Raw genomic sequence first — 22,958 nt, forward strand, 5'->3', positions numbered from 1 at the left:
TTTTTACCATACATTGCAATCTTTTGGAATACTATGTTCTAACTAAATGGCATTGGCCCGTTTCCCCTCCCCACACCCCACCCCTCCGGGCACGCCGCTGTGCTACGCCTTGGAGTGTGTTAATTTATCGGCTTAGTCCTGTATGCTGCTGTATTGGCAGTGTCAGGCTGAGCCGATTTTTATTTCGTCGGACGGGAAAGCGGCCCGCGCAGCGGGCCTGTTCCCTGTTGTTAACGGGAGCGGGTTTATGCCAGTGATGCGACAACAGACGGAAGCGGGTGAGCGTCGGCAATACAACAACAGACAGAAGTAGGTCTATGCCAGTGATGCGACAACAGACGTGAGCAAGTGAGCGCCGGCAATACAGCAACAGGCAGAAGTAGGTCTATGCCAGTGATGCGACAGACGGGAGCAAGTGAGCGCCGTCAATACAGCGACAGGCAGGAGCAGGTCAGCACCAGCAATACAATAGGCAGGAGCAGATTAGCACCAGCAATACAACAGGCAGGAGCAGATTAGCGCCAGCAATAGAACAACAGGCAGGAGCAGATTAGCGCCAGCAATACAACAACCACCAGGAACAGGTCTGCTGCGCAGACCGCCTTCCGTCCGGCGGAACAAAAAAATCGGCTCAGCCTGACGCTACCAATACAGCAGCATACAGGCATTTACCAATACACTACCCCATACCACAGCGTAGAACAGCGACGTGCCCGGAAAGGGGGAGCGCGAGGGGGAAAAGCGGGCTTCGTAACTCCGAGCGCCTTTCCCCCTCGCAAACCTGCCCACGCCAAAGTGTCCCTCCGAAAGGGAAAGAGCTCCACTGCCCAAAGTGTCCCCCCCCCTGGAAAGAAACTATCCGTCAGAAGACACAGGCTCTCCGCCCAGGAGCGTCCGTCAGACGCCCGACATTGTACAATATCTGGTACAATTTTCTCATTATTTTTATCAATAATACAATTACATGTATATTATAAAGAACATACTTCCAAGCTGTTGACTTTAAATTCGGAATCTGTTATCTTATGGTCGTCATGAGAAATGTTATATATTGCTAACTGCGCGGACAGTGAACGAAATATTGAGACAACAGGAAAGGATGTGTAACAAATTGGCAAAAGTTGATTTTGAACAGTGGAATGGTTTTAAGGGTGATCGTTGGAAAGAGAAGATCGATGTTCGTAATTTCATCAGTATGAACTATACACCATATGATGGAGATGCTTCCTTCCTGGAAGCACCAACAGAGGCAACAGATAAACTCTGGGGCAAGCTTCAGGAGCTTCAGAAAGAAGAGCGTGCTAAAGGCGGCGTTCTTGATATGGAGACAGAGGTAGTAACAGGAATTACAGCATACGGTCCTGGATATATCGATGAGGAACTCAAAGACCTGGAGCAGGTTGTAGGTCTTCAGACAGACAAACCTCTGAAACGTGCTTTCATGCCATACGGCGGAATCAAAATGGCAGAGCAGGCATGTGAGACTTACGGATACCATGTAAGCGACAAGATCAAAGATGTTTTCAACAACTATGAGTTCAAAACACACAACCAGGGTGTATTCGATATCTACACACCGGAGATGAAGAGAGCACGTCACAACAAGATCCTTACAGGACTTCCGGATACTTACGGACGTGGACGTATCGTAGGTGATTACAGACGAGTAGCTCTTTACGGAATCGATCATCTGATCGCATGCAAGGAGAGAGATTTCGCAGCATGCGACCGTCAGGGTATGAGACGTTATGACTTCCAGCTTCGTGAGGAGATCGCAGATCAGATCCGTGCTCTGAAGAAGATGAAAGAAATGGCTCAGATCTATGGCTTTGATATTTCCCAGCCGGCTAAGAATGCAAAGGAAGCATTCCAGTGGCTGTACTTTGGATATCTTGCAGCAATCAAAACTCAGAACGGAGCTGCAATGAGTGTTGGACGTATCTCCACATTCCTTGATATCTATATTGAGAGAGACCTTGAGAACGGAACTCTTACAGAGAAAGAGGCACAGGAGCTTGTTGACCATATCGTAATGAAATTCCGTATGGTTAAATTCGCTCGTATCCCGTCTTACAACCAGCTCTTCTCCGGTGACCCGGTATGGGCAACTCTGGAAGTAGCAGGTATGGGACAGGACGGACGTTCCATGGTAACAAAGAACGACTATCGTTTCCTTCATACACTTGAGGATATGGGACCGGCTCCGGAGCCGAACCTTACAGTTCTCTACTCTTCAAGACTGCCTGAGAACTTCAAGAAATATGCAGCAGACATCTCTGTTACAACAAGTTCCATCCAGTATGAGAACGATGATGTTATGCGTCCGGTATGGGGCGATGACTACAGCATCTGCTGCTGTGTATCTGCTACAGAGACAGGTAAAGAGATGCAGTTCTTCGGTGCTCGTGCAAACCTTGCAAAATGCCTTCTTTACGCGATCAACGGTGGTGTTGATGAGAAAACAAAACAGCAGGTAGGACCGCAGTATCAGCCGATCACTTCCGAGTACCTTGACTATGATGAGGTAATCGCAAAATATGATCAGATGATGGACTGGCTTGCACATCTGTATGTTGGAACACTGAACATGATCCACTACATGCATGATAAATACTACTATGAGGCAGCTGAGATGGCACTTATCGATACAAAGGTTGACCGTTCCTTCGCAACAGGTATCGCCGGATTCTCACACGTAGTAGATTCCCTTTCCGCTATCAAATATGCAAAAGTAAAAGCAATCCGTGACGAGGACGGAATCACAACAGACTTCCAGGTTGAGGGTGACTTCCCACGTTATGGTAACGATGATGACAGAGCAGACGAGATCGCAACAACTCTGCTTTCCACATTCCTTGAGAAACTGAAACACATCCATACCTATCGTGATTCCAAGCCAACCACATCCATCCTTACCATCACATCCAACGTTGTTTATGGTAAAGCTACAGGATCTCTTCCGGACGGAAGAAAAGCCGGCGAGCCTCTGGCACCGGGAGCAAACCCGTCTTACGGCGCAGAGCAGAACGGACTTCTTGCTTCCCTGAACTCTGTTGCAAAGCTTGACTATGAGGATGCCCTTGACGGAATCTCCAATACTCAGACGATCAACCCGGATGCACTTGGCCATTCTGAGGAAGAGCGTACAGAGAATCTTGTAAATGTACTTGACGGATACTTTGATCGTGGTGCACATCACCTCAATGTAAACGTATTCGGTAAAGAGAAACTTATCGATGCTATGGAGCATCCGGAAAAAGAGGAGTATGCAAACTTCACGATCCGTGTTTCCGGATACGCTGTTAAGTTCATCGACCTTACAAGAGAGCAGCAGCTTGACGTTATCGCAAGAACCTGCCACGAAAGGATGTAATAAAAAATATGGACGACCAGAAAAAAATCACTGGCTACGTCCACTCACTGGAGAGCTTCGGCTCTGTTGACGGACCAGGAGTCCGGTATGTGATCTTTTTGAGCGGCTGCGCCATGCGCTGTCAGTTCTGCCACAATCCGGACACCTGGCAAATGAAAACAGGGACGGAGTACACAGCAGATGAGCTGCTTGAAAAAGCCTGTCGATACCGCTCTTACTGGGGAAGTAAGGGCGGTATTACTGTGAGTGGAGGCGAGCCACTGTTACAGATCGATTTCCTCACTGAGCTGTTCAGAAAAGCAAAAAAACTTGGGATCCACACAACACTTGATACCAGCGGCAACCCTTACACAGAAGAGGGTCCGTGGTATGAAAAATGGGAAGAGCTGATGAAGTACACAGATCTTGTCATGCTGGATATCAAGCACATTGATGAGGAACAGCATAAGATCCTCACAGGATGTACCAATAAAAATATCCTTGCCATGTCCCGGAAGCTTTCCGATATGGGCGTATCCATGTGGATCCGTCACGTACTGGTTCCAGAACGCAATGACCGGGATGACTATCTCCACCGGCTGGCTGACTTTATTGCAACACTGAAGACAGTTGAGAGAGTGGAGGTTCTTCCATATCACACACTCGGAACCTTTAAATGGGAAAATCTGCATATTGATTATCCGCTGAAGGGAATCAATCCGCCAACGAAAGAACGCATCGAAAATGCGGAAAAAATCCTGGGAGCAGGTACACAGTAATAAAAAAACCATATCTTATGTCGAAAAACAGACATAGATATGGTTTTTTTGATGTTCACACCAGTTCTTTGTTTTTGATCAGCATTTCTTTGATGATATCCTGTGTATAGGAACCTAAGCGGCGCTGAGTATCCCGGTCAAGCTCTGAAGGAATGATAGGCTTGCCATATTCGATCACTACGTGTGTAGGTGTCATCTTCGGGAAATTGGCCTCCCAGATATTGGCAGAGTTGCTGATCGCAATAGGAATGATCGGGCTTTTGGCTCTGGCTGCGATCTTGAAGCTACCGTCATGGAAAGGTAGCATTTCTGTTTCATCAGCATTCTTATTTCTGGTTCCTTCCGGGAAGATACATACGGAAATGCCGGATTTCACATAGTCTGCGGCCTGAAGGATCGTTTTCAGACCCTGCTTGATATCCTCTCTGTCGAGAAAGAGACAGTAGAGATTGCGCATCCAGTTGGAGAGCAGCGGATAATGCTCCATTTCCTTCTTGGCAACATAGCCGGTGCGGATCGGACAGCGGCTGTAGGTGAGCAGGATGTCGAAATAGCTCCGGTGGTTTGCTACATAGAGAACAGCCTGATCCTTTGGAACGTTTTCTTCGCCGATGACGGTGACTTTGGCGCCTGTGATCCACAGGATGAATTTGAATATGGCCTGTACCATGCGCAGAGAGCTGATATCCTTAGTCATGGGAGAAAATTTCCCGATGATCCATTCTACAAGGAGAACCGGAATGGTCAGCACCAGATAGGCGATCACCACGATACAGACAAGTATGAATCGAATCATGTCTTTTGTCCTTTCTGTTATAGATACTTGCGGAGAGTTCCGCAGTAAGATGGTATTTTTATATTATACGAAGAAAATCCGATAGTTGCAATAAATCTTTCCCTGCTCACATAGAATAAATACTGAATAATGGTTACTGTTTACTGGTGATCTTCCGCAAAGCGTGTTACTGAGAACGGAGTGAACAGTAACGAATCATGCAGGTGGCTTATATTATGAAAAAAGCAGTATTTCTGCGGATCGTGCTGACAGCTGCCGTGCTGGCACTGCTGCTTTCCGGGTGTCGATTTGTCCGGGTGGAGGAAGAAGAACGAAAACCGGTAGATTACACCGTTGTGGAACGCCGGGATATCCCGGAGGAGCTTTCCAGGCTTATGGAAGAAAAAAAGGAAAAGGAATTTCAGCTGAGTTATGAAACCGGAGAGGATCTTTACCTGGCCAAAGGGTACGGGCGGCAGATGAGTGGCGGATACAGCATCCAGGTAGAGGAGCTTGGAGAATCCTCGAATGGGATATTTTTTGTTACAAAACTTCTTGGACCGGAGGATCTTAAGGAGGCAGGAGTTCCGTCCTATCCCTGCATTGTGATAAAAACCCGGAAACAGGAAAAGCCGGTAACGTTCCGGGAAAGCAGCAGTCCGGTGAAAAAAGAGTCGGAGAAAGGGGAATAGACTGTGGAATTAAAAAAAGAAAGCATGCAGATATTAAAGGAAAAAAGCAGGGCAAAAAGTCAGATCACTTTTGATGAGGATTTTAATGTACCGGATGCAAAACCGGATGCAGGAAGACTGATCCAGAATAAGGGCAGGATCATTATGGATGATGTCCGTCTTACTGACGGGAAAGGTATTCTTACGGGAAATCTGCAGGTAGATATCCTTTATGTGGGGGAAGAAAGAGGGATCGTCAGCAGTCTTACTGCAAAACTTCCATTTGAGGAAACCTTGAACCTGAAGAATATCATAAACGGGGATAAAATGTGTCTGAAGTGGGAAATTGAAGATCTTACGATCCGCCTGATACATTCCAGAAAGCTCAATATCAAAGCTTTGGTAACTTTTTGTGCGACTGTGGATGAAACGGAACAGATCCGCCTGCCGGTGGCGCTGGATGCAGAAGAGGTATCCGTCAGAAAAAAAACAGTCCGTTTTCTTGGACTTACCGTACATAAAAAAGATACACTCCGGATCAAGGATGAGTATACCATTGCCTCCAATCGTCCGGATATCGCCAGCCTGATCTGGTATACTATGGATGTACGGGGACTGGATCTGAAGCCGGAGGAAAATGTGGTAAAGGCAAGGGGAGAGCTGTCTGTTTTTGTGCTGTACGGAGCAGAAGATACAGAAGCCCCGGTGCAGTGGCTGGAATATTCGCTGCCTTTTTCCGGAGAAGTGGAATGTCCGGACTGCACGGAGGAACTGATCCCGCTGATTGAAGCTTCGGTGATGCATCAGAGTCTGGAGGCCAAACCGGATGTCGATGGGGAAGAACGGATCCTTGTTTCGGATGTTGTGCTGGAGCTGGATATGAAATTTTTCAGGGAAGAGGAATATGATCTCATTACCGATGTGTATACACCGATTCGTGAATGTGTTCCGGAAGGAAAGAATGAGGTACTGGAACGGCTTCTGGTACGTAATTTTTCCAGATGCAGGATCAGTGACAGGATCCAGGTAAAGGAGACTCAGGGAAAAGTCCTCCAGCTGTGTCACAGTCAGGGAAAAGTGAAGATCGATAAGACCAGGATCGTAGAGAACGGTGTGCAGGCAGATGGCGTGGTCATGCTGAAGATCCTGTACATTATTGGAAATGATGATATGCCGTTTTATTCCATGGAGGCAATGATACCGTTTTCCCATATGGTGGAAGCAAGAGGGATCCGACAGGACAGCTGTTATCAGTTAAAAGCAAAGCTGGAGCAGCTTTCCGCAGCCATGGCAGATGGAAATGAGATCGAGATCCGGGCAACTGTAGGACTGGAGCTTCTGGCAGTTGCCAGAGAGCCGGTATTTATCATTGAGAAAGTAGAGGAAAAACCACTGGATATGAAAAAACTCCAGGCTATGCCGGGAATCCTGGTTTATATGGTAAAACCGGGAGATGAATTGTGGGATATCGCAAGGAAATATCACACATCTATCCAGGAGATCCGGACGATCAATGCTCTCAAGGAAAATCAGGAACCCTCTCCGGGAACTCCGCTTCTTGTTGTGAAAAAAGTGGAAGGTCAGATCAAATAAAAAGTGAAATATTTTGCTGTTGAAAAGAATGTAAAAATCATATAAAATACATGTATAAATACTGTATACAAAGTACAAATGGAGGGGCTTATGCGTTTAAAAGCAATGGCAAAGATCAATCTCGGACTTGATGTTCTGGGAAAGAGAGAGGACGGTTATCATGAGGTACGCATGATCATGCAGACCATCCGTATGTATGATATCCTGGATATCAGAAAGACCAGACGGCCGGGGATCGTACTGACGACCAATCTTCCGTTTATTCCTACAGATCAGAGAAATCTTGTATATAAGGCAGCACAGATGCTGATGGAGGAGTTCGATGTTGAAGAGGGACTTTCCATCAAGCTTCGTAAATTTATCCCGGTGGCAGCAGGCATGGCAGGAGGCAGCTCCGATGCAGCGGCCGCATTTGTGGGTGTGAACCGGATGTTCCATTTAGGGCTTACTGAAGAACAGCTGATGGAACGTGCAGTAAAGGTCGGAGCAGATGTTCCGTATTGTATCATGCGGGGAACAGCTCTTGCGGAGGGAATCGGAGAGAAGCTGACCAGACTTCCGGAAGTTCCGAAATGTTATGTTCTGATAGGAAAACCGGGAATCAATGTTTCCACAAAAACAGCCTATGAGAATCTGAATCTGGAAGGGATCGGAAAACATCCGGACATCGATGGACTCATCGGAGCTATCAGAAATAATGATCTGTATGCCATGGCATCCAGAATGGAGAATGTATTTGAACCGGGGATCATCCGACAGTATCCTGTGATCGGCAATATCAAGAACCTTATGGAAGAAAAAGGTGCGCTGAAAGCCGTGATGAGCGGAAGCGGTCCTACTGTGTTTGGAATCTTTGATAACAGGGATAAGATGGCCGCGGCAGCCAGAAGCCTCAGAAAGAGCGGGCTTGCAAAGACTGTATTTGCCACGGATATTTACAATAGAGATGGAGGAGTTACAAATGACAAGTGATTTTTCTGTGGATATGAATGAATATCTGCCGCTTCGGGATGTTGTTTTTAACACCTTGCGGCAGGCAATCCTGAAGGGAGAGCTGAAGCCGGGCGAAAGACTTCTGGAGATCGCCCTTGCAGAGCGTCTTGGCGTGAGCAGAACACCGGTGCGTGAGGCTATGCGCAAGCTGGAGCAGGAAGGTCTTGTAGTGATGATCCCACGCAGAGGTGCACAGGTAGCCAGCATCACAGAAAAGGATCTGAACGATGTTCTGGAGGTGCGTATCGCCCTCGAAAATGTTGCCATAGAAAAAGCGTGCAAGCTGATCACAGAGGATGAGCTGGGAAGGCTCTGGGTGGCAGCCAAGGAATTTGAAAAAACAAAAGCAGAGGGAAATCTGGTCCGTCTGGCGGAAACCGATGTGGCTTTCCACGAGATCATATATCAGGCTTCTGATAATAAGCGTCTGAATCAGGTCCTGAATAATCTCCGTGAGCAGATGTATCGTTATCGTGTAGAGTATCTGAAGGAGGAGCAGACAAGAAATCTTCTGGTTAGTGAGCATGAAGAGCTGGTAAAAGCCATCCGTGAAGGAGATGTGCAAAAGGCGCAGGATATTTCTTTCCATCATCTGGAGAATCAACGAAAAGCGATCATCCGTACTATCCGCGCGGAGAATGAGGCCAAAGAGGCCGAGAAAAAAGAATAAGAACCGGATATGCGGGAATATTAAGAGAGATGTCATTGGGGCATCTCTTTTTTTAACCGAATCAAGTAAGTCCCCTGTTTCAATTGCGAAAAGCAATAAGCAGTGGGGGAACTTGCTGTAAAGGATGGTGACTTTATGGAAACAAGGAAGATATCGATATCTCTTCATGAAAATGAATCGTATATCCGGAAACGGTGTGAAAACTGCGATGATATCCTGATCAGGCCCATGCGCCTTGGTGAGGGACATAAGGCGGACTGTCTGATGGTCTATATTGAGGTTGCGGTTTCAAACATGATGCTGGATGATTCTGCTATCGGAAAAATGATCAATCATTTCTGGGAGATCCCGGAGGAAAAGATCCGGGAATTTATCCGCCGAAACAGTCTTGGAATTGCAGATGTGAAGGAGCTGTCTTCCATGGAGGAGGTATTTGGTGCCATTCTTTCGGGAAATGCAGTTTTCTTTCTGGATGGATACGACAAAGCAATGAAAATTTCCAGTAAAGGATATCCGGGGCTGGCTGTATCAGAGGTGAAAACGGAAAAGGTCCTCAGAGGCTCCAAGGAGGGGTTCTGTGACAGTGTAAAAACCAATACGGCCCTTGTGAGAAAGCGGATCCGGGATACCAGGCTGAAGGTGGAACAGAGCAGCATCGGTGTACGCTCCAATACGGTGGTACAGCTTCTTTATGTGGAGGATCTGGTCCATGAGGAGCTTCTGACTGCTGTGAAAGAGCGCCTGGAATCTTTTGCAGTGGACGGGATCCTGGACAGCGGGATGCTGGAACAGCTGACAGAAGAAGCATGGTATTCTCCCTTTCCTCAGTTTCAGACAACGGAGCGGCCGGACCGGGCTGCCCAGGAGCTGCTGAATGGAAAAGCAGTTCTGCTCTGCGACAATTCGCCGGTGGCACTGGTGGTTCCCGGAGCATTCAACAGTTTTATGGAAAGCAGTGAAGACTGGTACAACCGTTTTGAGATGGCATCTTTCCTGCGGGTGCTCCGGTATCTGGCCATGGCTGTGGCAACGCTGCTCCCCGGACTTTATCTGGCTGTGATCCGGTTTCATACACAGATCCTTCCGGCGAATCTGATCCTTTCCTTTGCACAGGCAAGAGATGGCGTTCCATTTTCCAGTGTAGTGGAGCTGGTGTTCCTGGAACTGTCTTTTGAGCTGATACGGGAGGCTGGTGTGCGGATCCCGGGAGCTCTTGGAAATGCCATTGGGATCGTAGGAGGACTGATCATCGGACAGGCTGCGGTGGAGGCCAATCTTGTCAGCCCGGTGGTAGTGATCATCGTGGCACTGACAGCACTGGGATCACTGGCTATACCTAATGAGGAATTTGCTTCTGCATTCCGGCTTCTGAAGTACGCTTTTCTGTTTCTGGGAGGATTTCTAGGTATATTCGGAATCGTGTTGGGACTGTATCTCACCATGGCGCATCTGGCAGGACTTTTAAGCTTCGGTGTCCCATATCTTGTACCTTTTGTAGAGAAGAACAGTGAGGCGGAAACCGGTGGAAGGATTTTGCGACAGCCCTTCCGGAAGCGGAAATTCCGTCCACTGTATGCCAGAAATGCCCAGAAACGCAGGCTTCGGACAAGGCCATGGAGCCGGAAAGGATAAAGGTTATGAGATTTGCGGAGAATAACAGGATTTCCCACAGACAGCTTTTTCGGCAGATCATACTGGTGTTTCCGGCGCCGTTTCTGCTGTGCCTGTTTAAAAATGGAGCGATGTTGGGCATCAGTGCCATGGCAGGGACAGCTGCTGCGGCCGTAGTGCTCTCTTTTTATGTGATCTGGCTGATACGTCTGACACCTGCATATGGAGAGCTTTCCAAAAGGACAGGAAGTTTTACTGTACGATTTATTGGCCTGTTCTTTTTGGTATATGTGATCGCAAGTTCGGCATTTCTTTCGGGCCTTCTGGGGGAGGTGATCCCGGAAAGTCTGATCAGCGGGATTTCCGGAAAATGGCTGTCTCTTCTTGCAGTTGCAGCCTGTAGTCTGGGAACGCATCGCGGAATGCAGAGAAGAGGGCGGATCGCTGAGGTGTCCGGAAGGATTTTTCTGGCAGGGATTCTTCTTCTGATGCTTTTATGTGCAGGGCAGGGAAAAACAGAGTACTTTATGGAAGTGATGAAAGATCCGGAAACAGGATTTACAGGAGAGCGATGGCTCCGTGATCTGTATACACTTTTGTGTGCTTTTTCAGGAGCAGGACTTCTTCCTTTCGGGCTGGAGTATGCAAAAAAACAGGGAAGTGCCAGAAAACCTGTGATCCTGGCTTTTCTTACAGTTTGCGGGATCATTTTTGGAATGCAGCTCCTTCTTCCGGCAGTCTTTGGAGGTGCACGCCTTAAAAACGAGATCTGTCCGGTACTGCCTCTTTTGGAGGGTGCAGATCTTCCGGGAAACGTACTGGCGAGATTTGATGTGATATGGATGGGGTTTCTGGTATTCGGACTTTTGTTTTCTCTGGGAAGTTTGTTTCATTACGGAAATCAGATCGCGGAAAAAACCGGATTCGGGACCGGTCGGTACTGGATCCCGGCAGCAGGCTGGCTGCTTTCCCTGTATGAGAGAAACGGGATGGGGATCCGGGAGTATTATGGCTGGTATCTGGGGTACATCTTTGTACCGTTTCTGCTTGTGATACAGCTTTTTCTCAGTACGGAAAACCGGGGAAGACGGAAGAAAAAAGTAACTGTGGCAGGACTTGTCCTGGTCATCACTTTGACGGGATCAGGCTGTGCGGCAGTAGAACCGGAAAAAAGAGCTTATCCGCTGGCACTGGGGGCCGGTGTTTCAGAGAATGGCTTTGTGCTGAAATATGCAATGCCGGATATGAGTACAGCTACCGGACAGGAAAAACCGGACGAAGATCCGATTTCTGTGCTGACTCTTTCCGGCCGAGACTTTCAGGAGATCGAGGCAGTTTACAACCGGTCTCAGGAAAAATTTCTGGATCTGGGTCATCTTGAAGTGCTGATCCTGGATGAACAGATCCTGGAAGAGGGATCCCGGGAAGCACTGATCGGATATCTGAAGCAGGAAGAGCATATCGGAGAGGATGTCTACGTGTTCCGGACGGATATGCTGGGAGATGTTTTTCACTGGAAGGGAGCTCGGGAAAGCTCCATAGGGGAATACCTTCAGGGAATCCAGGAGAACCGCACATCCGGGCAGCAGAAGAAGGGTGTGACTCTGCGGGAGGTATATCATCAGTTCTGTCAGGATGGAACGCTGCCCTGGCTTCCGGAGATATGGGTGGAAGGTGATCTTCTGGAAGTGGATTACGGCAGTAATGAATAGATGGGAGCCGGACTGTTAATAATACAGATGATGATCAGTACGATAAATCGTACAGTATATCTCTGGATAAGATCATCAGAAGATTTTTGACAGGAGGGCTTGCTCATGGAGCATATAAAAACGAAGAAGCATGTATTAAAAAAAGCAGGAGGGTTCCTTTTGCTCACGGCAGTGATCCTTGCAGGGAGTACCTGGGAGAGAAGAACTGCCGGTGATCGGCAGCCACAGTTTTATGCCTGGTGGGGAACGATCTACCCGGAATTCTGCTTTGAAAAAGCAGAGGACAACGGGGAAAATAAGCCGGTGAAGATATCCTTCTGGCTTGCGCAAGCCCTAGATTGGTGATACAATATTTCAACGGACCAATCACGTTCGATTAATTATTTCAGGAGATAAGATCAATGAATATAGACAGAAACGCACCGGTGGGTGTGTTTGATTCCGGTATCGGAGGACTAACAGTAGCCCGGGAGATCATGCGCAATCTCCCATCGGAAAAAATCGTATATTTCGGAGACACAGCCAGAGTTCCCTATGGAAGCAAATCCAGAGAAACGGTGATCCGTTATTCCCGCCAGATCATTCATTTTCTGCAGGAACAGAAGGTGAAGGCCATTGTGGTGGCCTGTAATACAGCCAGTGCATTTGCTCTGGATGCGGTGAAGGATGAACTGGATATCCCGATCCTTGGAGTGATCGAGGCTGGTGCCAAAGTTGCTGCCCAGGAAACCAGAAATAAACGGGTGGGCATTATCGGAACGGTGGGCACGGTAGGAAGCGGTATCCATGCCTCTTATCTGAAGGAACTGGATCCGGAGATCACCGTGATCGGAAAAGCGTGCCCGCTGTTTGTTCCGCTGGTAGAAGAGGGCTGGTATCATGATCCGGTCACCGAGGAAGTTGCCAGAAGATATCTGAAGGAGCTGCAGGAGCAGGAGATCGATACACTGATCCTCGGATGTACGCACTATCCTCTTTTAAGATCTACCATCCGCAAGATCATGGGTGAGGAGGTCTGCCTTGTGAATCCTGCATATGAGACGGCGCTGGAGCTTAAAAAGCTGCTCTCCAGACTGGATCTTGCCAGCAATGAGGTAGCACAGGAGGAATTCCCGTATCGCTTTTATGTAAGTGATCTTGCAGAGAAGTTTAAGGATTTTGCCAATTCCATCCTGCCGTATAACGTAGAAAAAACACAGAAGATCGATATCGAAAAATATTAAACAGATCTGTACATAAATGATAGGAGAAAAGAATGCAGAAAGAAGTTTTGATCCATGTAAGAGGGCTTCAGATGATGGATGCACAGGGGGATCAGGAACCTATAGAGATCATTGTTCCGGGACAGTATTATTTCCGCAATGGTTCTCATTATCTCAGATATGAGGAACTGCTGGATGAAACAGCAGAACCCACCATCAATTACATAAAAGTATCCGGAAAGGGTCTGGAGGTCAGCAAGAAGGGACTGGTCAATGTACACATGGTATTTGAACAGGGCAAAAAAAACATGACCTATTATACTACCCCTTACGGAACACTTCAGATGGGAATCTCAGCTACGAATCTGGAGCTGACGGAAAGCGAAGAGAACCTTCAGATCAAAGCAGATTATGCGCTGGATATGAATGAAGAACATGTGGCAGACTGCTATCTGGCGATCCAGGTACAGCCAAGAGACTGCAAGGATTTTGTTTTATAGATCCTGCAGAAAATAAAAGATATATAATTACACTACATAAGAACAGCCGTCATGCATCAGGGGAATTCCTGAAAGCATGGCGGCTGTTTTGGATTCTGATCATTTACGGAATCTTGCGAGGAAGCCTTTTTTCTTCTTCTGTGGTGCTTCGAGAGAACCACGGATTCCTTTTACGCCAACGATGTAAAGGCCGCTGACTTCAGCTTTGATCTCTTTTTTGACCGGGATCAGATCAAAAACTTTTTCATCTGCAATAAGGATGTTGATCTTCGGACCGACTTTGGCTTTTACGATCGGAAGCTTGGACCGGCGCATAAGCTTAGGTGTCTGGTCGATGACCATCTGTGGAAGTCCGGAATCTTTCAGCGGCATCCGTTTTTTATCGATGACCAGCATGGAAACTGTCTGCTTGTTAGCCTGGATCTGAGCCTGCTGTTCGTCCTGTTTTTTCTGAGCTTTTTTTCCGAAGAAATAGAGTGCGATCACTGCTGCGATCAGAATAACGAGGATGACCAGAAGAACGATGGTAACTGTACTCATTTGAGAATCCCCCTGTATATATATTTGTTTCGCAATCGGTTACATTACGCAAACAACATTTTAGCATTGTTTCGTCAAAAAGGCAATTAAAAAAGTGAAAAAGACAGGTGGAACGGTGGAAATTTCAGCAGTTACCAGTTATAATGATTACGATGCAGTTCATCTGTGTATGCTGCAGAGAATACAGGACATAACTATCTTTGAGCTAACATATGTAATGGATAAACCAGAGATGGAGGAAATATTATATGAAAGAGAAAAAGCCCGGGGGAACCCGACCGGAAATGGGGACTCCTGAGTACGAAGAATGGCGGAAAGAGGTATTGAAACGCCGCAGAAAGCGCCAGCTGAAGGAACGCAGAAAACGTCTGGCCATCATAACAGCGGCAATGATCGTCGCAGTCGGGGCATCAGTAGGAGTCGGTGCGCTGAAGGGCAGAAGTGAGAAGGCTTCAAAAGAGAAGATGGTTTCTTCTGACAAACAGAAAGAACAGACTGTTTCCGGAGAAAAAGCTTTAGAAGCAGGTACTAAAAATACAGAGACCGCTTCCAAAGATACTCTCGCAGAGGCAGAGCTTCTGGCCAGTCAGTATAACTATGACAAAGCTATCGATCTTCTGAAAAAGGCTCCGTCCTATGATTCGGATAAGAAGATGCAGGCAGCTGCAAAAAAATACGAAGACATAAAAGCAACCTGTACGGCATGGCCCCTTGAAAAGGTGACACATGTCTTTTATCATATTCTGATCAAGGATCCATCCAAAGCGTTTGACGGAGACTACAAAGAAGCAGATTATAATCAGGTCATGACAACCATTGATGAGTTTAACAAGATCACGCAGACCATGTATGACAAGGGCTATGTGATGGTAAGCATCAAGGACATGGCAAAGGCAGACGACAACGGGAATATCACAGAGGGAGAGATCCTTCTTCCGCCTGGGAAAACGCCGTTTGTCCTCTCACAGGATGATGTATGCTATTATCATTACATGGACGGTGACGGCTATGCCACGAAGCTGATCGTGGATGATAAAGGAAAGATCCGCAATGAATATGTGGAAGATGACGGAAGTGTCTCCGTGGGAGATTATGACATGGTTCCGTTGATCGACCGTTTTGTGGAAAAGCATCCGGATTTCTCATACCGCGGTGCAAAAGGAATCCTGGCACTTACCGGATACAACGGGATCCTGGGATACCGGACCGACGAAAGCTATGAGACCCGTCCGGCAGATCTGGATGAAAATAAAGTACAGTGGCTGGATGCACATCCGGATTTCAGCCTGGAAAAAGAACGGGCAGCCGCAAAAAAGGTTGCCGATGCCATGAAGGCAGAAGGCTGGGAATTTGCGAGCCATACCTGGGGACATCAGAATGTGGGACAGGTCACACTGGAGAAGCTTCAGGCAGATACCGAACGTTTCAAGAAAAATGTAGATCCGCTGATCGGGGGAACGGATGTTATCATTTTTGCTTTTGGAACCGACATTACCAATGACCAGGAGTATTCCGGGGATAAATTCGAATATCTGAAGGGGCAGGGATATAATTATTACTGCAACGTGGATTCCAGCCAGTATTATGTACAGATCCGGGATCGGTACTTCCGTCAGGGAAGACGAAATCTGGATGGATACCGTATGTATTATAACCCGGAACTGTTATCCGATCTTTTTGACGTAAAAGATGTTTTTGATCCGGCAAGACCGACACCGGTACCGCCGATGTAACGGTCATATCCGGAGATACGAGGGGACTTTTAGAAAGGGGCATATATATTATTATGAAGAAAAAAATTGCAGGTGTACTGACAACAGTGCTTGCGGCGTCACTTCTTGTGGGCGGAAACCATCCGGTCACTGTTCAGGTGGACAATATGATCTCCGGGACACAGGATGACGAGGATACACAGTCTGATGAAGCGGAAGCAGAAGCTGCGGAAGCCGAAGAAGAACAGTCCGAAGAAGCCAAAGTAGCAGCGGATCCGGAGGACCAGCCGGTAGCTACCGAGACACCGAAGGAAGAAAAAAAGGCAGAAAAAGAAACACAGAAAAGGGAAGCAGCCGAGAACAGCTCCGACAGTACTTCCTCAGACGAAAAAACACTTCTCAAAAAAGCCAAAAAACTGGCACAGCAGTATGATTATACCGGCGCGATCTCCGTGCTGAAAAACAACTGGAAATTTGCTACCAGTGACAAGATGCAGGAAGCAGCAGCAGCCTACATGAAAAAAAGAGATGCCTGTGTGGAATATCCACTTGAGAATATCACCCATGTATTTTTTCATTCCCTGATCGTGAATACCTCACTGGCCTTTGACGGAGATTCCGATGAGGCCGGATATAATCAGATGATGACCACAGTCAGCGAGTTCAAAAAAATGCTCCAGATCATGTATGATAAGGGTTACGTACTGGTGAGTCCTCATGATATGGCTGTGATCAATGATGACGGAACCATGAGCAGGGGAAAGATCATGCTGCCGGAAGGCAAGATTCCTTTTGTTCTTTCAGAGGATGACGTCAGCTACTATCATTATATGGACGGAGACGGATTTGCCACAAAGCTGGTGATCGACGACAACGGAGATATCAAATGCGAGTATAAGAAGGCAGACGGTACAGTTGTGACCGGAGATTACGATGTGGTGCCGATCCTGGATTCCTTTATCAAAGAACATCCGGATTTTTCCTATCATGGAAGAAAGGGTATTCTGGCAATGACCGGTTATAATGGTGTTCTGGGCTACCGTACAGATGGGGCATATAAGACCAAGAAGAATCTTCAGGATGACCAGAAGGCTTTTCTCAAGGCCAATCCGGATTTTGACTATGATAAAGAAGTAAAAGCAGCCAAAAAAGTGGCGAAGGCCATGAAAAAGGACGGGTGGGAATTTGCAAGCCATACCTGGGGTCACAGAAACGCTACAAGCTCCACAGCAGCGGAGTTGAAGACCGATAATAAAAAATGGGAAAAATATGTGGCACCCATCCTCGGAAAAACCGATATGATCATTTTTGCCTTTGGTGCGGATATCGGCGATTGGGAAGGATACACCTCGGATAATGAGAAGTATGAGTATTACAAAAGCCGTGGCTACCGCTATTTCTGCAATGTAGATTCCAGTCAGTATTTTGTGCAGATCACAAGTGAATATTTCCGTCAGGGAAGACGGAATCTGGATGGATACAGAATGTATTACAATCCGGATATGCTCAGTGACCTGTTTGATGTATCGGAGGTGTGGGATTCTTCCAGACCGACACCGGTACCGGAAATGTAAGACAGCAAACACACTTTACAAATCTGTATAAAAAAAGATTATAATCGAACCGACAGTACTTGATGAAGGGAGTAGGTTATGAAGAAAAAAGCATATCTCATGGTTCTTGCACTGTGTGCGGCACTGGCGATCACTGCATGTGGCACATCAACAGACCAGAAAGATGACAAAAAACCTGCAGCAGAAGTGCAGGATACAACAGATAAAGAAGATTCCGGATCTGCAGATTCCAAAGAGTCAGAAGAAACGGATTCCAATAAAGACAGCGAAGAGGCAGCCTCCGGAGACACAAGGCTTGTTTCCGTGGATGATGTGAGCAAATATGTGACCATCGGAGAATATAAGGGGCTGACTCTTGATAACACAGTAGAAGCCGTAACCGATGATATGGTTGACGGAAGGATCAAGGAAGAGCTTCAGAACAAGGCTGAGGAAGTAACGGAAGGCAGTGTTCAGAACGGAGATGTGGTTACCATTAATTATGTGGGAACCAAGGACGGAGTGGCTTTTGACGGCGGTACTGCAAATAATTATGAGCTGACCATAGGCTCCGGAACATTTATCGACGGATTTGAGGACGGGATCATCGGAATGAAAAAAGGTGAGACCAAGAATCTCGATCTGACTTTCCCGAAGGAATACTCTTCGGAAGAGCTGGCCGGACAGGAAGTGGTATTTAAGGTCACTCTGCAGAGCTTTAAGCGTGCACCTGAGCTTACCGATACCTGGGTAGCCAAGAATACAGACTGTAAGAGTGTGGATGATTACAAGAAGGAAATCCGTACCACGCTGGAGGATGAAGCGAAGACAAGTGCACAGAACACATTGCGTGAAACTGCATGGAACACAGTGCTCTCAGCATCTGAAGTGAAGGAATATCCACAGGAGGATCTGGATACAGCCAAGACAGAGTTTCGCAGTCTGTATGAGAATTATGCAAAACAGGGCGATATGACGCTGGAGGATTTTGTAAAAGCTCAGGGAATCTCCATGGATGATTTTGAGGAGCAGAGCGGTCAGTATGCGGAGTTTAAAGTAAAGCAGAACCTGATCGTACAGGGGATCATGGATAAGGAGAATATGACACTTGAAGATAAAAAATCTCTCAGTATCCAGGATGAACTGATCAAAGCATACAGTGTGAAGGATCTGGCTGCGCTGGTAGATAAATACGGACAGGCAGCCGTGGATGAATCCATCGGGCTTCTCAGAGTGGAAGATTTTATCCTGGACAATGCAACGGTTGAGGAGAAGGTTTCTGCCGGTGATACCCAGGGAGTAAACGGAGATGATCCTTCCTCGGACGGAAGCAGTGCGGAAGGTACCGTGGATGAAGAGCTGGAAGCGGCAGAGGCTACAGATATGGTGCCGGAAGACGGCGAGGCGGATCAGGATGCAGACAGCAGCACATCGGATGCAGCGGGTCAGGAGTGATCTGACAGTATCAGCAGCTAAAAAAGTGTGGTGCCCGGAATGTGTTCCGGGTGCCATTTTTTTTACATGTGCATCGCGAAGTGTGTTACTGAGAACGGAGTGAACAGTAACAAATTAAGAGATTCTTTCGGGAATTTCCATTGTATTTAAGCGTTAAATGCGGTATGATTAAAGACAGACATTAAATATCAAAGAAAGATATGAGTATATAAACGGGGATGTAAAAAATGGACAAAAGAGTTTTGCGTGAGAGGATGCGCAGAAAACAGCAGCAGTTAAGACGGCGGCGGATGATGAAGCGGATAACCTGTGTAGTTGCGGCGATTCTTCTGCTGGTTTTTGTTGTTCGAGGGGTAATTCTTCCCATCGTCAACCATGCAGGCGGCGGAAGCAATAAGGATGCGGAGACAGTAAATGTCCAGGCAAATACCGCCGGAGCTTCCACAGACAGCAGTACGAAGGACGGTACGGCATCGACGGATACGGCTGCTTCGGATACAGACAGCGCGGATTCCGGTACGGATGCAACGGTGATGCCGGTAAAGGGCAGTGCAGCAGGCGAAAGGCTTTCTGTTATGACTCCGGGATGGCATGAGGATTCTACAGGAAAGTGGTATCAGAATCCGGATGGTACATATTATGTAAATGGTTTTGCGGATATTGACGGAACAACATACAGCTTTGATAAAAAGGGATACATGCAGACCGGATGGGTGGAGAAAGGTGTGAAGGACTATTATTTTAATGAGGATGGCTCTTATGATCCTTCCAAGAAGCGCCCGATGATCGCTCTGACCTTTGATGATGGTCCTGGAGAGTATACAGAGACACTTCTTGATACTGTTGAGAAATACAATATCCATGTTACGTTCTTTATGCTGGGACAGAATGTGGAGGGCCGTGAATCTACCATACAGCGAATGGTAAAGCTTGGCTGCGAGATCGGTAACCATACCTGGGATCATCCGGAACAGACACTGCCGAATATGGATCTGGATTCTGTTATGCAGGAGTTCCAGAAGACGGATGATGCACTGGTAAAAGCCTGTGGGCAGGCATCAACGGTATGTCGTGCACCGTATGGCGCGATCACAGATGAGCAGATGAGTGCAGTTGGCAAGCCTTTCTTCATGTGGTCTACGGATTCTCTGGACTGGAAGCTGATGGATGCGGATGCAGATTATAACCAGATCATGAATGATTCCTCACTGGGAGACGGTTCTATCATCCTGATGCATGATATTCATGAACCATCTGTGAAGTGTGCCACAGAGAAGCTGATCCCGGCACTGATCGACCAGGGATATAAGCTTGTAACAGTCAGCGAGCTTGCAGAAGCGAAGGATGTTACGTTACAGAGTGCTTCCTATTCTGACTTCTGGGACAGCTCTCTTCAGGCTGGTCGTGTTGCAGGATATGCAGGAAATTCCAGCGATTCAGAGGATTCCTCTGAGGATGGCTCCGATGGAAGCGATTCTTCTGACGGATCGGATGTCAGTGACGGATCTTCTGATGAAGGGGACTATTCCGATGGTTCTGACGAAAGTGATTATTCGGATGGATCTTCCGATGATGGAAGCTATGATGATGGTTCCTACGACGAATCTTATGACGATGGAAGCGAAGAATATTAAAAAATGACAGGAGAGACCTGAATGACAAAATGTGCGTCATTCAGGTCTCTTTTTTGACTTTATCTGACACTGTCGGATAATAGACACATATTAGCCGGAGAGGGTTTTTCCTTGACTGAAAATATGGGGATTGGTATAATTATAGAATAAAAAATTCCACTTAAAATTGGGGAATGGACGGTGGCAGAACTATAAAGGGAGGTACCTGAAAATGGGAAAGAAATTACAATTTACGGAGCTTGACCAGTATCTGTTTGGTCAGGGCACGAATTATGATATTTACAGGAAGCTGGGAGCACATCCAGATACGCAGAACCGGAAAAAAGGGGTTTATTTTGCAGTGTGGGCACCTAATGCACAGGCGGTTTCTGTTATAGGTGAATTTAACGAATGGGATACGGAGAAGAATCCCATGAAAAAAGTTGGACCCATTGGCGTCTATGAGACATTTGTACCGGGAGCGAAGATCGGACAGCTGTATAAATTTTACATTACAGGTGCACATGGTGAGGAGCTTTACAAGGCAGATCCATATGCCAATGCCGCTGAAATGCGTCCCGGAACAGCCTCTCGTATTACAGATATCACCAACTATAAATGGAAAGATGATACCTGGATGAAAAATCGCGAGAACTTTGATCCGGACACAAGTGCCATGTCTATCTATGAAGTGCATCCGGGTTCCTGGATGAAGCATCCGCAGACAGCAGAGGATGAGGATGGTTTCTATTCCTACAGAGAACTGGCGCCGAAGCTTGCACAGTATGTCAAAAAAATGGGATACACCCATGTGGAGCTTATGGGTATTGCAGAGCATCCTTTTGACGGTTCCTGGGGCTATCAGGTAACCGGCTATTACGCACCGACTTCCCGCTACGGAACACCGCAGGATTTCAAATATCTGGTGGATTATCTTCACCGTCAGAAAATCGGTATCATTCTTGACTGGGTACCGGCACATTTTCCGAAGGATGCACACGGACTGGTTAACTTTGACGGAACTGCTGTATATGAGCATGCAGATCCGAGACAGGGTGAGCATCCGGATTGGGGAACCAAGATCTACAATTACGGACGTCCGGAGGTGAAGAATTTCCTGATCGCAAACGCTCTTTACTGGGTAGAGGAATGCCACGTTGATGGTCTTCGTGTAGATGCGGTTGCATCCATGCTCTACCTGGATTACGGTAAGAAAGACGGTGAGTGGATCGCCAATAAATACGGCGGAAACAAGAATCTGGAGGCTATTGAATTTTTTAAGCATCTGAATACCGTTGTTCTCGGAAGAAATCATGGAACTGTCATGATCGCAGAGGAATCTACCGCATGGCCGATGGTAACAGGTAAGGCAGAAGACGACGGGCTTGGATTCTCTCTGAAGTGGAATATGGGCTGGATGAACGACTTCCTGGAATACATGAAGCTAGATCCATATTTCCGTAAATTTAATCATAATAAGATGACATTTTCTATGACTTATGCATACAGTGAGAAATATGTTCTGGTTCTGTCTCATGATGAGGTAGTACATCTGAAGTGTTCTATGCTGGAGAAGATGCCAGGAGAGCTGGATGATAAATTCAAGAACCTGAAGGCCGGATATACTTTTATGTTCGGGCATCCGGGTAAAAAGCTTCTGTTTATGGGACAGGATTTCGGACAGCTGCGTGAGTGGAGTGAGGCCAGAGAGCTTGACTGGTATCTTCTTGGCGAGGAAAATCATCAGAAGCTGCAGCAGTATGTCAGTGATCTTCTGCATATCTACCGCAAATATCCGGCACTTTACGGTGCAGATAATGATCCATCTGCATTTGAGTGGATCAATGCCAACGATGGCGACAGAAGTATCTTCAGCTTTGTGAGAAAATCTCCTACAAGACGTAATAATATCTTGATAGTATGCAACTTTACACCGGTAGCACGTCCGGATTACCGTGTAGGCGTTCCGAAGAAAAAACAGTACAAGCTGATCATGGATGAGCAGGGGCTTCTTCCGAAGGGTAAGGTATTTAAAGCCGAAAAGAAAAATTGTGACAACCGGGAATTTTCTTTTGCATATCCTTTGGAAGCTTATGGAGTTGGTATATTTACATACTGATATTCTGTATAGCGAAATCTTTGAAAGAAAATATAAAAGATAAAATAAAAATACCGGAGATCTGTGTACCTTTGAAGTGTTGGCTTCAGAGGTGCCGGATCTCCGGTA

General features: G+C 46.9%; 19 protein-coding genes. 17 read left to right on the plus strand and 2 right to left on the minus strand.

Translation table 11 applies throughout. The features are described from left to right. Window positions 1-1,099 precede the first annotated feature (1,099 nt). Both pflB and pflA read left to right on the plus strand, forming a co-directional pair. On the plus strand, window positions 1,100-3,373 hold the full coding sequence (gene pflB, locus NE671_RS08765) for a formate C-acetyltransferase (RefSeq protein ID WP_114001931.1): 2,274 nt from the start codon (window positions 1,100-1,102) through the stop codon (window positions 3,371-3,373). An 8-nt stretch (window positions 3,374-3,381) separates the two neighbouring features. Continuing rightward, on the plus strand, window positions 3,382-4,131 hold the full coding sequence (pflA, locus tag NE671_RS08770; protein WP_173740328.1) for a pyruvate formate-lyase-activating protein: 750 nt from the start codon (window positions 3,382-3,384) through the stop codon (window positions 4,129-4,131). A gap of 55 nt (window positions 4,132-4,186) precedes the next feature. Here the strand turns inward: pflA and NE671_RS08775 are convergent, their stop codons facing one another. Next, window positions 4,187-4,927 carry a lysophospholipid acyltransferase family protein gene (locus NE671_RS08775; RefSeq protein ID WP_015525341.1) on the minus strand — a complete coding sequence of 247 codons (741 nt, stop codon included), beginning with the start codon at window positions 4,925-4,927 and terminating at the stop codon, window positions 4,187-4,189. Between the two features lie 215 nt (window positions 4,928-5,142). Here NE671_RS08775 and NE671_RS08780 point away from each other — a divergent pair, with 215 nt between their 5' ends. From NE671_RS08780 to NE671_RS08820, 9 genes are all read left to right on the plus strand, one after another. Next, the gene (locus tag NE671_RS08780) at window positions 5,143-5,598 is read left to right on the plus strand and encodes a protease complex subunit PrcB family protein (protein WP_114001930.1); all 456 of its coding nucleotides are present in this window, start codon (window positions 5,143-5,145) and stop codon (window positions 5,596-5,598) included. A gap of 3 nt (window positions 5,599-5,601) precedes the next feature. Then, entirely contained in the window at window positions 5,602-7,170 is a 1,569-nt protein-coding gene (locus tag NE671_RS08785; RefSeq protein WP_021653079.1) for a DUF3794 and LysM peptidoglycan-binding domain-containing protein, read from the plus strand. Between the two features lie 90 nt (window positions 7,171-7,260). Next, window positions 7,261-8,142, plus strand: a complete 882-nt coding sequence (ispE, locus tag NE671_RS08790; RefSeq protein ID WP_015525345.1) for a 4-(cytidine 5'-diphospho)-2-C-methyl-D-erythritol kinase — start codon at window positions 7,261-7,263, stop codon at window positions 8,140-8,142. Then, window positions 8,132-8,833 carry a GntR family transcriptional regulator gene (locus NE671_RS08795; protein ID WP_022427303.1) on the plus strand — a complete coding sequence of 234 codons (702 nt, stop codon included), beginning with the start codon at window positions 8,132-8,134 and terminating at the stop codon, window positions 8,831-8,833. The genes ispE and NE671_RS08795 overlap by 11 nt, the downstream gene beginning before the upstream one ends. A gap of 135 nt (window positions 8,834-8,968) precedes the next feature. Next, window positions 8,969-10,465, plus strand: coding sequence for a spore germination protein (locus tag NE671_RS08800; RefSeq protein ID WP_173740329.1), 1,497 nt, complete (start codon window positions 8,969-8,971; stop codon window positions 10,463-10,465). 5 nt (window positions 10,466-10,470) lie between these two features. Beyond that, window positions 10,471-12,156, plus strand: a complete 1,686-nt coding sequence (locus NE671_RS08805) for a GerAB/ArcD/ProY family transporter (RefSeq protein WP_173740330.1) — start codon at window positions 10,471-10,473, stop codon at window positions 12,154-12,156. A gap of 105 nt (window positions 12,157-12,261) precedes the next feature. After that, a complete protein-coding gene (locus tag NE671_RS08810) occupies window positions 12,262-12,501 on the plus strand; it encodes a hypothetical protein (protein ID WP_015525350.1) in 240 nt (79 codons plus the stop codon). A gap of 56 nt (window positions 12,502-12,557) precedes the next feature. After that, on the plus strand, window positions 12,558-13,379 hold the full coding sequence (murI, locus tag NE671_RS08815) for a glutamate racemase (protein WP_021653072.1): 822 nt from the start codon (window positions 12,558-12,560) through the stop codon (window positions 13,377-13,379). Between the two features lie 32 nt (window positions 13,380-13,411). Continuing rightward, window positions 13,412-13,858, plus strand: coding sequence for a DUF1934 domain-containing protein (locus tag NE671_RS08820; RefSeq protein ID WP_021653071.1), 447 nt, complete (start codon window positions 13,412-13,414; stop codon window positions 13,856-13,858). 99 nt (window positions 13,859-13,957) lie between these two features. Here the strand turns inward: NE671_RS08820 and NE671_RS08825 are convergent, their stop codons facing one another. Then, on the minus strand, window positions 13,958-14,398 hold the full coding sequence (locus NE671_RS08825) for a type IV pilin (RefSeq protein ID WP_021653070.1): 441 nt from the start codon (window positions 14,396-14,398) through the stop codon (window positions 13,958-13,960). A gap of 94 nt (window positions 14,399-14,492) precedes the next feature. On the opposite strand from NE671_RS08825, the gene NE671_RS08830 reads away from it, so the two are divergent. The 6 genes from NE671_RS08830 to glgB all read left to right on the plus strand — a co-directional run bounded on the left by NE671_RS08830 (window position 14,493) and on the right by glgB (window position 22,850). Then, window positions 14,493-14,696 (plus strand): hypothetical protein, encoded by a 204-nt coding sequence (locus tag NE671_RS08830; protein ID WP_021653069.1) that lies wholly within the window; start codon window positions 14,493-14,495, stop codon window positions 14,694-14,696. Next, on the plus strand, window positions 14,647-16,131 hold the full coding sequence (locus NE671_RS08835) for a polysaccharide deacetylase family protein (RefSeq protein ID WP_330383021.1): 1,485 nt from the start codon (window positions 14,647-14,649) through the stop codon (window positions 16,129-16,131). The genes NE671_RS08830 and NE671_RS08835 overlap by 50 nt, the downstream gene beginning before the upstream one ends. Before the next feature lie 53 nt (window positions 16,132-16,184). After that, window positions 16,185-17,684, plus strand: a complete 1,500-nt coding sequence (locus tag NE671_RS08840) for a polysaccharide deacetylase family protein (protein WP_256163893.1) — start codon at window positions 16,185-16,187, stop codon at window positions 17,682-17,684. 78 nt (window positions 17,685-17,762) lie between these two features. Beyond that, a complete protein-coding gene (gene tig / locus NE671_RS08845; protein ID WP_256163894.1) occupies window positions 17,763-19,118 on the plus strand; it encodes a trigger factor in 1,356 nt (451 codons plus the stop codon). 227 nt (window positions 19,119-19,345) lie between these two features. Further along, window positions 19,346-20,752, plus strand: a complete 1,407-nt coding sequence (locus NE671_RS08850) for a polysaccharide deacetylase family protein (protein WP_021653064.1) — start codon at window positions 19,346-19,348, stop codon at window positions 20,750-20,752. Between the two features lie 211 nt (window positions 20,753-20,963). Further along, entirely contained in the window at window positions 20,964-22,850 is a 1,887-nt protein-coding gene (glgB, locus tag NE671_RS08855; RefSeq protein WP_021653063.1) for a 1,4-alpha-glucan branching protein GlgB, read from the plus strand. The last annotated feature ends 108 nt before the right edge of the window (window positions 22,851-22,958 follow it).

Source organism: Blautia sp. DFI.9.10, assembly GCF_024461705.1.
Taxonomy (GTDB): Bacteria; Bacillota; Clostridia; order Lachnospirales; family Lachnospiraceae; genus Blautia_A; species Blautia_A fusiformis.

What these genes read in the sequence shown, in the direction of transcription:
- tig (WP_256163894.1), top strand. Translation starts at nt 17,763, where the DNA reads ATGAAGAAAAAAGCATATCTCATGGTTCTTGCACTGTGTGCGGCACTG.
- NE671_RS08820 (WP_021653071.1), top strand. Translation starts at nt 13,412, where the DNA reads ATGCAGAAAGAAGTTTTGATCCATGTAAGAGGGCTTCAGATGATGGAT.
- NE671_RS08825 (WP_021653070.1), bottom strand. Translation starts at nt 14,398, where the DNA reads ATGAGTACAGTTACCATCGTTCTTCTGGTCATCCTCGTTATTCTGATC.
- NE671_RS08835 (WP_330383021.1), top strand. Translation starts at nt 14,647, where the DNA reads ATGAAAGAGAAAAAGCCCGGGGGAACCCGACCGGAAATGGGGACTCCT.
- NE671_RS08805 (WP_173740330.1), top strand. Translation starts at nt 10,471, where the DNA reads ATGAGATTTGCGGAGAATAACAGGATTTCCCACAGACAGCTTTTTCGG.
- NE671_RS08800 (WP_173740329.1), top strand. Translation starts at nt 8,969, where the DNA reads ATGGAAACAAGGAAGATATCGATATCTCTTCATGAAAATGAATCGTAT.
- pflB (WP_114001931.1), top strand. Translation starts at nt 1,100, where the DNA reads ATGTGTAACAAATTGGCAAAAGTTGATTTTGAACAGTGGAATGGTTTT.
- glgB (WP_021653063.1), top strand. Translation starts at nt 20,964, where the DNA reads ATGGGAAAGAAATTACAATTTACGGAGCTTGACCAGTATCTGTTTGGT.
- ispE (WP_015525345.1), top strand. Translation starts at nt 7,261, where the DNA reads ATGCGTTTAAAAGCAATGGCAAAGATCAATCTCGGACTTGATGTTCTG.
- pflA (WP_173740328.1), top strand. Translation starts at nt 3,382, where the DNA reads ATGGACGACCAGAAAAAAATCACTGGCTACGTCCACTCACTGGAGAGC.
- NE671_RS08780 (WP_114001930.1), top strand. Translation starts at nt 5,143, where the DNA reads ATGAAAAAAGCAGTATTTCTGCGGATCGTGCTGACAGCTGCCGTGCTG.
- NE671_RS08810 (WP_015525350.1), top strand. Translation starts at nt 12,262, where the DNA reads ATGGAGCATATAAAAACGAAGAAGCATGTATTAAAAAAAGCAGGAGGG.
- murI (WP_021653072.1), top strand. Translation starts at nt 12,558, where the DNA reads ATGAATATAGACAGAAACGCACCGGTGGGTGTGTTTGATTCCGGTATC.
- NE671_RS08840 (WP_256163893.1), top strand. Translation starts at nt 16,185, where the DNA reads ATGAAGAAAAAAATTGCAGGTGTACTGACAACAGTGCTTGCGGCGTCA.
- NE671_RS08795 (WP_022427303.1), top strand. Translation starts at nt 8,132, where the DNA reads ATGACAAGTGATTTTTCTGTGGATATGAATGAATATCTGCCGCTTCGG.
- NE671_RS08850 (WP_021653064.1), top strand. Translation starts at nt 19,346, where the DNA reads ATGGACAAAAGAGTTTTGCGTGAGAGGATGCGCAGAAAACAGCAGCAG.
- NE671_RS08775 (WP_015525341.1), bottom strand. Translation starts at nt 4,927, where the DNA reads ATGATTCGATTCATACTTGTCTGTATCGTGGTGATCGCCTATCTGGTG.